Raw genomic sequence first — 7,601 nt, 5'->3', positions numbered from 1 at the left:
ACACCGCGGGTATGAACCGCGTGCTCTAGCCAACTGAGCTATCTCGCCATATTCATTTCATAAGTATGGGGCCTACAGGGCTCGAACCTGTGACCCTCTGCTTGTAAGGCAGATGCTCTCCCAGCTGAGCTAAGACCCCATATACAAACTGTGAAGTATCTTCTCTTCCGCAGCTCGCTTTGCTATTATACTATTAACTGTCGCAAATTGTCAACAACTTTTTTTAATTTTTTCAAAAAAATTTAGAATTATATTTTTTTACTATTTTATTGGAAAAAAAGAAAACTAGAGCCTTTCTTAAACATGCTCTGGAAACAGAAATTTTTATTTTGGGTCCTTATTTGCAAAAAGCGGAAAACAATTTGGCAAGTAAGGTTCTTTCCAAAATGAGAATTGATGTTATACTGAGTCTGTAAACAAGAAGAGCAAACAAAAGCATACCGGATACCTGCAAGAAGAAAAAGAACGGACGCAGTGTATTCGTATGGTCTCATAAAAAAGAGCTCACAAACATGCCCTGAGATCATAATTGCGATCAGCTGACAATTGTTTTTCCTATTAGGAAACGTCAGTTGGCGATACGAAAAATAGAAGAGGAGAAGATGGTATGAAGATTTTAGATTCCAAATTTATGAAGGGCTTTATCAAAATGGCAGACGATGGTTTCCAGCAGGGCTGGCATGAGAGAAACGGCGGAAACTTAAGCTATCGTCTGAAAGCAGAAGAAGTAGAAATGATCCGTCCACGTCTGAATGCACCAGGCGAGTGGCAGCCTATCGGCACAGAGGTGCCGGGACTTGCAGGAGAGTTTTTCCTGGTAACCGGAAGCGGCAAATATTTCAGAAACATAGCAGTTGACCCGGAAGCATGTCTTGCAATCATTGAACTGGATGATAAAGGTGTTAATTACAGAATCCGCTGGGGACTGGTAGAAGGCGGCCGCCCGACCAGCGAGCTTCCAACCCACCTTATGAATCATGAGGTAAAAAAGAAGCTTACAAACGGCAGACATCGTGTTATTTATCATGCACATACAACCAACACCATCGCATTAACCTTTGTCCTTCCATTGGATGACAAGGTATTTACAAGAGAGCTTTGGGAGTCTGCAACAGAATGCCCGGTTGTTTTTCCAGACGGTGTAGGTGTTGTAGGCTGGATGGTACCAGGCGGAAGAGAAATTGCAGTAAAAACAGCTGAGTTGATGAAGAAATATGATGTTGTTATCTGGGCACATCACGGAATGTTCTGCTCTGGTGAAGACTTCGACCTGACCTTTGGTCTTCTTCACACTGTAGAGAAATCTGCAGAAATCCTTGTAAAAGTCATGTCCATGGCTCCACGCAAGCTGCAGACCATTACACCAGATGATTTCCGCGCAGTAGCAAAGGACTTCCACGTTACCCTGCCGGAAGAATTCCTTTATGAAAAAGAACAGTGATTAATAGGAAAAAGAAAGACCTGTCAGTTAAGAAAAAGTTTCTGACAGGTCTTTCTGGCAGAAAAATACAGGATTGGAATTTTGCCAATTAAGAAATTTAGAATTCATTCTGCTGTTTTATGTTTTTGTCGGTAAGTTTTTGGATTGTCGCCCATATAGCGTTTGAAAATTTTGGTAAAATAAGAATAATTGCCATAACCTACACTGTCTGCGACGGTAACAATGGGAAAATTGGTTTCCACCAGAAGCTCTGCTGCCATAGTGACACGTTCATTTGTAATATATTCCAGAATTGTCATGCCGGTCTCTTTTTTGAACAGCCGCATCAGGTATTGCTCATTGAGGTGGACTTGGTTGGCAATTGCTTCCACATAGATCGTTTCCTGAATATGCTCCAGGATAAACTGTTTTGCATCACGGATCATCTGATCCTGCTCCGTATGTACATTCTGGGAAATTAGCTTCTGCATGATCTCATCTGGGATTTTTTCTATCTTTTCGGTATTTTCGGTTGCCTTGTCCAGACGTTTCACAAGCTCACACAAAACCTCATCCAGTTCCTCATAGTCAATAGGCTTCAGTATATAATCTGCACTTCCAAGCTTCAGTGCCTTCCGTATATATTTATATTCCGGGTGGCAGGTAACGTAAACACATTCCGTAAGGGGATAATAGATTTTTACCCACTCGAATAATTCCAGACCGCTGCCGTTTGGCATTTCGATGTCACAGAGCATGAAATCAATCTTTTGCTGCCGGAATATTTCCTGGGCTTCCTGCATGGATTGTGCGGTAAAAACCTGATCCACATGATATCTGGACCAGTCTACCCTTCGTTTTAATGCGTTCACAGCAACGATTTCATCATCTATAAGTAATGCCTGCATGTCTTATTCTCCCATTTTTGTAATATTTTTTAAATCCTTCAGTGAAAGGCTCAATCCTCGTCCTCGTCCTCAGCATGATGAATCGGAAGGATGATCGAAATTCGGGTTCCGTGTGGCTCATCCCTGCCAATTTCAAAACTGGTATTCAGCCCATAAAGAACCTTCAATCTCTCAATTGCATTCTGGATTCCGATGCCAAGCCCCGGCTGATGTTCGCCTGTTTCCTGGAAAAGTTTTATCTTTTTCAGTGTTGTTTCATTAATCCCTTCACCGGTATCCAGCATCCGGATTCGAAGGTGCTCTTCATCATATTTTTGAGCGATTACGAAAATATCAATGTGATTGCCGATCCGGATGGAATGCTTAATAGAATTTTCTGCAAAATTCTGGATCAGAAGAGGTGGTACCAGGCAATCCTCGATTTCCTCAGCATATTCTACCATGGCAAAAAAAGTTTCCGGATAGCGTACCTGCTGAATATCAAAATAATTCCGGATATGATCCATTTCTTCCTTCAACGTTACAAAATCTGAATTGGCGTTGACAATATAACGGAAATACCGGGAGAGTAGAAGAATCATTTTCTGGATCAGCGGATATTCCTCCTGCTCATAGCTGTACAGGATATTCAGGGTGTTCAGGATAAAATGAGGCTGGATCTGCTGACTGAGAAATTTCATTTTGATTTGCTGCTTTTCCAGCTGAACCTCATATACATGAATTTTTAAGTCTGAAACCTGATCCATCATGCGGTTAAAGCTTTTGTTGATCTGGGTAAACTCCATGCTTTTGCAGTTTTCCTCGATACGGTAATCAAGATCGCCTTTTTCAATGATTTCGATGGCACCAGTAAGTCGTTTAAGAGGGTGAATGAGCCATCTCCTTTCAAAAAACAAAAGAATTGGCATGGATAAAAATACCAGGATCAGGGAAATGACTTCAAGAACCCGGATAGGAACAGGAAGACTGCCAAAGGTACTTTCCCGTTTGTTTATTTCTACCATTGTAACACCAAAGTCATCTATTGGTGACAGATAAACCTGGTAATCCCGGGAATTTTTCAGCTGCTCAAGGCTAAGACCTGTATCGGAAAAAAAGTCTGTTCCTTCCTGGGAAAAAATGGTTTCTTCGGTATTGGTGAAAAAGACAATTTTACCGCCTTTATTTTCGGACTGCCCAAGCTTTGGCAAGGTACGTTCCAGATTCAGAAGAATGCCACAGTGGATTTTGTTCCAGGTTGCAGAACCGTACAATACCATTGTGTCATCAAGGGTATCAACAGACCATTGCATACCTTTTCCTTTGCCGGGATCGTAGACACTGTCAATCAGTTCCCGATAGGCATCGCTTTGGATACCAGGTGCTCCACTGGTGACAACATAACCGTTTTGGGGAAAAGAAAACCATACCAGGTCAGCTATGGAATGCTCCTGGCGGAGGTCATCCGCATCCTGCACCACTTTCCGGATAAGGTTTCCCTTTTTTACATTATTGAGGGAATCAAGTGCTGTGGATAATTCCTGAAATTCTGAATTTTCGGAATTTATGCACAAATATATTTCACGTCGGCTGACGTTCTGAAGCTGCTGGGTAAAATTAAATACGTTCATATCCAGTGCATTTTGAATTTCTTTTTCTACCTGTCTCTGTGCATTGCTGACTGTCATGCGCATCAGAACGATTGTGATGACATTAAATGGCATCAGCAATGCGATGATAAGCAGGATGATTCGGACAGCAGTGGATTGAAGAAAAAGCTGCTTTTTAAATGAAAATTTTTTCATGGCCTGGTTCCCCTTTGATAAACATTCGTAATTATAATCATAATATAATTTTTTTGACTATGCAATGCCAGATTGCTAGTAGAAAATCTGAAGTCCTTATGCTAAACTTAAATGGTTGACCGAATTAATCAATGCATATCAGGAGTTATATACTATGAAAAAAGAAATACATAAGACAATTCTGAAAATAGGGCTGCTTGCTGTACTTACCGCTGGTACAGGATTAAAGGAAGCTAATGCAGCTATCCAGACAGATAAGGCTAAAGAGCCATATGAAGTGGCGGTCCAGATGGTTGTTCTGCCTGGAACAGAGATTCAGAATGAAGCAGATATTGAGGAAGCGATTGATGCAATCACACTGCCTGCCATAAACTGTACTGTAGATCTGCAGTTCATCTGGATCAGCGAGCTTCCAAATACAACCAATCTAGCAATTGCAGGAAATGAAAAAATCGACCTGATTCATGTGGGAACAGTGCAGCCTTTATCCTCACTGGTCGGAGCAGATATTTTGTATGACATGAATACAGATGATCTGTTACAAAAGCATGGTCAGGAATTGGTATCGCTGTATGGAAAGCTGCTTGAAAGTGGGAATGTAAATGGAAGACAGCTGGCAATTCCGGCAAAGCAGTTTAATTCTGAGAAAAAAGGCTTTTATTATAATAAAACCATTGCAGATAAGCTTGGAATCACAGTCCCGGATAAAGGGACACTGGATGATTTTGAAAAGGTGCTCTATCAGGTAAAGGCGTCTGGAGAAGACATCATGTGCTATTTTGTTGGTGGAGGAGATATAAATCTCATGGCATGGATGGTGCCATATGAAGCATATGGAAATGAAGCTGCATATGGGGCGGTCATGGATTCTTCGAAAGATACGGTGGTTGAGAATCTGTATGCTACAGAAGAATACCGGGATTATGTTTTGCGAATGTATAAATGGCGTCAGGACGGAATCATAGAAAAAGATCCGGCAGATACTACCAGTGGCAATGAATATCAGTATACACAGCGCTTGTTTTGCGGCGTTGGTAACTACAGCCCCATCCAGATGAATGAAAACCAGCACATTGCGGCTGAAAACGGTTTTGAATATGGCTACATGACAATGGTGGAGGCACAGGTTACCAATTCTTCAGTGGCGGAAAGTATGTGGGGAATTGCGCGAAATAGTGAAAGACCAGACAAAGCCATGGAATTTTTGAATCTTCTGTACAGTAATGCAGAGGTTGCCAATATTATGAAATATGGTCTGGAGGGAGAAAATTATAATTTTGTAGAGGGCTCTGATGATATTATTGAACGAAATAATTCCTATTTTCCCATGTTTTATGTAGGTGGGAACCAGAGAGAAATGTATTTACAGACTCCGGCCGGGGAAGATTTTATAGAACAGTGCGAGGCACAGGAAAAGGAGGCGAAGGTATCTCCACTTTTAGGGTATACCTTTGACGATACCAATTATCAGACAGAGGCTGCTGTTATTGGCAGCGTGATCTCAGAGTATACTCCTATTTTGCAGAACGGGCTTTGTGGGAGCGAGGAAGAAACCAAGGAATATCTGGATGAATTTCTGGCTGCCCTGGATGCTGCCGGAATGAACGAAGTAATTGAGGCAAATCAGGCTCAGCTGGATGCTTGGCTGACAGACAATTCCATTCCATCTGTCCATAAGTGAGGTGCTAGAGCGAAAGCCTTTTTTAAACATGCTCCAGAAATAAGAGAATAAAACAACAGCATAAATTTAACAACAGGTCATAATAGTACAATTTTAAGGTTAGAATTGTACTATTTTTTTTATGCCCAGATAACTAAAATTGTACTTGTAATTAAACAGACCGAAAAATAAAAAAGGAGGAAAGAGCAATGAAAAAATGGTTATGTATGTTGCTTTGTATGGCAATGACAACATCAGCATCACCAGTCTGGGCAGCCGGGAATACGGAGGAGGACAAAGCAACCGAAGCAGCTGCAGGAGATGAAACGGCATTTGTAAAATCCATAACTGCAGATTGTGAATTAGCCCCTTATGGTTACCGTGTTACATCTTTTGTTCTGACTGTTGATTCAACAGCAGATCTGATGAATTTAAAGGCAGATGATTTCCAGATGAACAACTGTGTAATGGATCAGATGGCCCACGAGGTGAGAAACATTCCTGCGAAACAGGTTTCATTCACAGAAAATCAGGTTTTGATTGAGGTGGAACCTTTTTACCTGAAAATCAGTGGTGGTGGTTACGGTGATCCATTTACCATGACCTGTACCAATGAGAATCTGGACTTCGGATATGATGAGGCAATGGCCGGAATTAAATGTGATACAGTTGATGCATTTGACCTGCTGGAATCTACATCCGGCTCCACAACTGTTCCATATTGGCTGTATTCCCCGGAAACACAGGATGAAGCCCTTCCACTGGTAATTTTCAACCATGGTGGAATGAATGATGCCGGAGAAGTAGCTGCAATTGATGCGGCACCGTTTATTGTTTCATTTGCAGAAGAGGAAAGCCAGAAAAAACTTCCGTGTTATGTAATGGCTTCTGTTCGTGACAATGATGTAGATACCCAGGAAACCTGTGCAGCGATCAAAGGTGCTATAGACGGTTTGGTAGAGAGCGGAAAAGTAGATCCGAATCGTGTTTATATGACAGGAGAGTCAGCTGGTGCTATGGCTACTATGACATTTGCAAATCAGTATCCGGGTTACTTAGCAGCAATCGTACTTCTTAACGGTGGTCCTTTCGATGTATCTCTTGACAATACACTGGAAGAGGCAACTGCAATGGATCTTAACGCACCATATTCCGATGCTGAACTGGAAACATTTGCAAATTCAGGAACTTCTGTAATGTTTGTACAGAGCCTTGGCGATATTCTTTCCGTGCCGATCCGTTTCGCTACAGTTTATAACAAACTGCTGAATCTGGGAATGAAGCCTGGAGATAATCTTGTATGGCACAGCTATACAGCAGAGCAATATAATTACCTGCTTGGAGATGGAACTGTGGTTCTTCCAGATAATGAATCCTACACAGCTGTGGACAATATTACCGGAAAAACAACTTATTCAAGCTCTACCGGAAAATTACATTCTTCTTCCTGCGGAGCATCCAATGACAGCTTTATTAAGATGTGGCTTGTAGATCAGACTCTTGCAGATCCTGTTGAATATGTGCCATATGAAGTTGAGGGTGAAGATTACACACAGATTCCGGAAGGCTACACAAAATACCAGAACTATAAGGCAACAGTAGTTGGCAGTGCAGTGGATGTTCTTTGTGCAATGAACGATGACGAGACAGAGTTTTACCTGTACTTCTTTACATTTAATGATGACCAGGTATTAAAAGGAAAAATTAATGAAGACGGTACGGTACAGGTATTGTACGACCTGACCGGATTTATGGCAGGAGAAGCAGAAAATGCATTGGCTGGTATCGATGAATCAGCATGGCAGCCAGTAGAATAAAATATCAGGAGG

General features: G+C 41.6%; 5 protein-coding genes and 1 tRNA gene. 3 read left to right on the top strand and 3 right to left on the bottom strand.

The window, feature by feature from the left end; translation table 11 throughout:
• Window positions 1-66: 66 nt before the first annotated feature.
• Window positions 67-139 (bottom strand) — tRNA-Val (locus tag LIZ66_RS03695).
• A gap of 468 nt (window positions 140-607) precedes the next feature.
• On the opposite strand from LIZ66_RS03695, the gene rhaD reads away from it, so the two are divergent.
• Window positions 608-1,441 carry a rhamnulose-1-phosphate aldolase gene (gene rhaD / locus LIZ66_RS03690; RefSeq protein WP_118578371.1) on the top strand — a complete coding sequence of 278 codons (834 nt, stop codon included), beginning with the start codon at window positions 608-610 and terminating at the stop codon, window positions 1,439-1,441.
• A 104-nt stretch (window positions 1,442-1,545) separates the two neighbouring features.
• On the opposite strand, the gene LIZ66_RS03685 is transcribed toward rhaD, so the two are convergent.
• Together LIZ66_RS03685 and LIZ66_RS03680 are read right to left on the bottom strand one after the other, a co-directional pair.
• On the bottom strand, window positions 1,546-2,328 hold the full coding sequence (locus tag LIZ66_RS03685) for a response regulator transcription factor (RefSeq protein ID WP_195409483.1): 783 nt from the start codon (window positions 2,326-2,328) through the stop codon (window positions 1,546-1,548).
• 50 nt (window positions 2,329-2,378) lie between these two features.
• On the bottom strand, window positions 2,379-4,112 hold the full coding sequence (locus LIZ66_RS03680; RefSeq protein WP_195982672.1) for a sensor histidine kinase: 1,734 nt from the start codon (window positions 4,110-4,112) through the stop codon (window positions 2,379-2,381).
• A 154-nt stretch (window positions 4,113-4,266) separates the two neighbouring features.
• On the opposite strand from LIZ66_RS03680, the gene LIZ66_RS03675 reads away from it, so the two are divergent.
• Window positions 4,267-5,793: an ABC transporter substrate-binding protein gene (locus LIZ66_RS03675; RefSeq protein WP_227200267.1), complete on the top strand. Its 1,527-nt coding sequence runs from the start codon at window positions 4,267-4,269 to the stop codon at window positions 5,791-5,793.
• A 188-nt stretch (window positions 5,794-5,981) separates the two neighbouring features.
• Entirely contained in the window at window positions 5,982-7,589 is a 1,608-nt protein-coding gene (locus LIZ66_RS03670; RefSeq protein WP_227200269.1) for a PHB depolymerase family esterase, read from the top strand.
• Window positions 7,590-7,601 lie beyond the last annotated feature (12 nt).

This window comes from Blautia faecis, from assembly GCF_020554845.1.
Lineage (GTDB): Bacteria > Bacillota > Clostridia > Lachnospirales > Lachnospiraceae > Blautia_A > Blautia_A faecis.
Note: the sequence above shows the minus strand (reverse complement) of the source record. Positions and strands in the feature narration are given on the sequence as shown.

Excerpts from the sequence above, each read along its gene's own strand:
- LIZ66_RS03680 (WP_195982672.1), bottom strand. The coding sequence starts at position 4,112 with ATGAAAAAATTTTCATTTAAAAAGCAGCTTTTTCTTCAATCCACTGCT.
- rhaD (WP_118578371.1), top strand. The coding sequence starts at position 608 with ATGAAGATTTTAGATTCCAAATTTATGAAGGGCTTTATCAAAATGGCA.
- LIZ66_RS03670 (WP_227200269.1), top strand. The coding sequence starts at position 5,982 with ATGAAAAAATGGTTATGTATGTTGCTTTGTATGGCAATGACAACATCA.
- LIZ66_RS03675 (WP_227200267.1), top strand. The coding sequence starts at position 4,267 with ATGAAAAAAGAAATACATAAGACAATTCTGAAAATAGGGCTGCTTGCT.
- LIZ66_RS03685 (WP_195409483.1), bottom strand. The coding sequence starts at position 2,328 with ATGCAGGCATTACTTATAGATGATGAAATCGTTGCTGTGAACGCATTA.